Annotated in this window: 2 protein-coding genes; both read left to right on the top strand. The window is 33.8% G+C overall.

Annotated elements, in window-relative coordinates:
* A partial coding sequence (locus A9G38_RS09170) for a transposase (protein WP_141671736.1) occupies positions 1-221 on the top strand: 221 nt, incomplete at its 5' end.
* A 469-nt stretch (positions 222-690) separates the two neighbouring features.
* A partial coding sequence (locus A9G38_RS09175) for an ABC transporter substrate-binding protein (protein WP_442902865.1) occupies positions 691-1,990 on the top strand: 1,300 nt, incomplete at its 3' end.

The following is a 1,990-nucleotide window of genomic DNA, read 5'->3' on the forward strand; positions in this document are numbered from 1 at the left end:
AAGGCGGACGAACGGTGATTGCTAAACGTAATTATGGTAAGGATATAGATAAAAGCAGTATGGATAGGTGCCTTTATCGCTATCGTCATTTAGTCGAGAATGCCTTTGCTAGAATCAAGCAATATCGTTCAATATCAACTAGATACGATAAGTTAGAAAGGAATTATGCCAGTATGGTATCACTGGCATTTATGTTAATGTGGCTGCCAATGTATTGTTGAGTAATTTATGTACAGCAAAGATCAACAGCCCCTAAGAACTACGAAAATAAAATATACCTGTTCTTTTTTAATATAAATTTGTAAATTAAAAATGGCACTATTTTTGCTTATTTTATCTATTACATAGTACTTAACTGTCGTTATATTGTTGTTAAAAGTTATTTTTAATCTAAAATGGAATTTTATTGTAACTTTTATGCTATATCACAATTTTAATTATGGTACGCTTTGCACTGTATATGTGCAAGAAATAAAAAATATGAATTTAAACAAAATAAAAGTTAATTAATATAAAATTTAAAATTAGAACGTTTTACTAAATCTATATTTAAAAAATATTAAAAATACGACATTCTTGCCTTTGTTTAAATGTTACAAAATCGGTTTACAGTTAAATAATTGGAGTGGTTTTATGAGTAATCTAAGGAAATATAAACGTAAATTCTTATTGAGTGCAGGACTAATAACAATGCTTGCCAGTGCACAACTTCATGCTGCTGAAACATTGGTTTATTGTTCAGAGGCTTCGCCTGAAACATTTAATCCACAATTAGCAACAAGTGGTGTATCAATGGATGCAAGTGCAGTTCCTGTTTATAATCGTTTGGTAGAATTTAAATTAGGTACTACCGAAATTGAACCTTCTTTAGCCAAATCTTGGGATATCAGCCAAGATGGTTTAACCTATACTTTTCATTTACGCGATGATGTTAAGTGGCATAGCAATAAAGAATTCAAACCAACACGAAACCTAAATGCTGATGATGTTATTTTTACATTTATGCGACAAAAAGATAAAAATCATCCTTATAACAAAGTTTCTGGTGGACAATATGAATACTTTGAAAGTATGGGATTCCCAGATTTAATCAAAGAAATTAAAAAGATTGATGACCATACTGTTGTATTTGAATTAAACCATCCAGAAGCCCCTTTTTTAGCAGATTTAGCAATGTCATTTGCATCAATTTTATCAGCTGAATATGCTGATGCTATGCTTAAGAAAAACACACCAGAAAAATTAGACTTAGTTCCTGTTGGTACGGGCCCATTTACTTTTGTACAATACCAAAAAGACTCCAGAATTCTTTATAAAGCAAATCCCGATTATTTTGGTCCAAAAGCCAAACTTGATCGCTTAGTGTTTTCTATTACACCTGATGCCGCAATTCGTTATGCTAAGTTACAGAAAGGCGAGTGTCATGCTATGCCATACCCAAATGTAGCCGATGTTGAACGAATGAAATCAGACAAAAATATTGTTGTTAAAGAAATGGCTGGCGTTAACATTGGCTATTTAGCCTACAATATGGATAAGCCGCCACTTAATAATTTGCAAGTCCGCCAAGCATTAAATATGGCCGTGAACAAAGATGCGATTATAAAAGCTGTTTTTCAAGGTGCAGCTGAACCAGCTAAAAACTTTATTCCTCCATCAATGTGGAGTTATAACGATGAAGTGAAAGATTATCCTTATGATCCAGCGCAAGCAAAAGAGTTATTAAAATCAGCGGGATTAGAGAACGGGTTTACTATCAATTTATGGGCAATGCCAGTACAACGCCCATATAACCCAAATGCACGCCGTATGGCCGAAATGATTCAAGCGGATTGGGCTAAAATTGGCGTAACAGCTAAAATTGTGAGTTATGAATGGGGAGAATATCTATCTCGTATTCGTGATGGTGAACATGATGCTGTATTAATGGGCTGGACTGGAGATAATGGCGACCCTGATAACTTTTATTCTGTCTTGATGAGCTGTGATG

The sequence above is a fragment of the Gilliamella sp. Imp1-1 genome (assembly GCF_001690415.1).
Lineage (GTDB): Bacteria > Pseudomonadota > Gammaproteobacteria > Enterobacterales > Orbaceae > Gilliamella > Gilliamella bombi.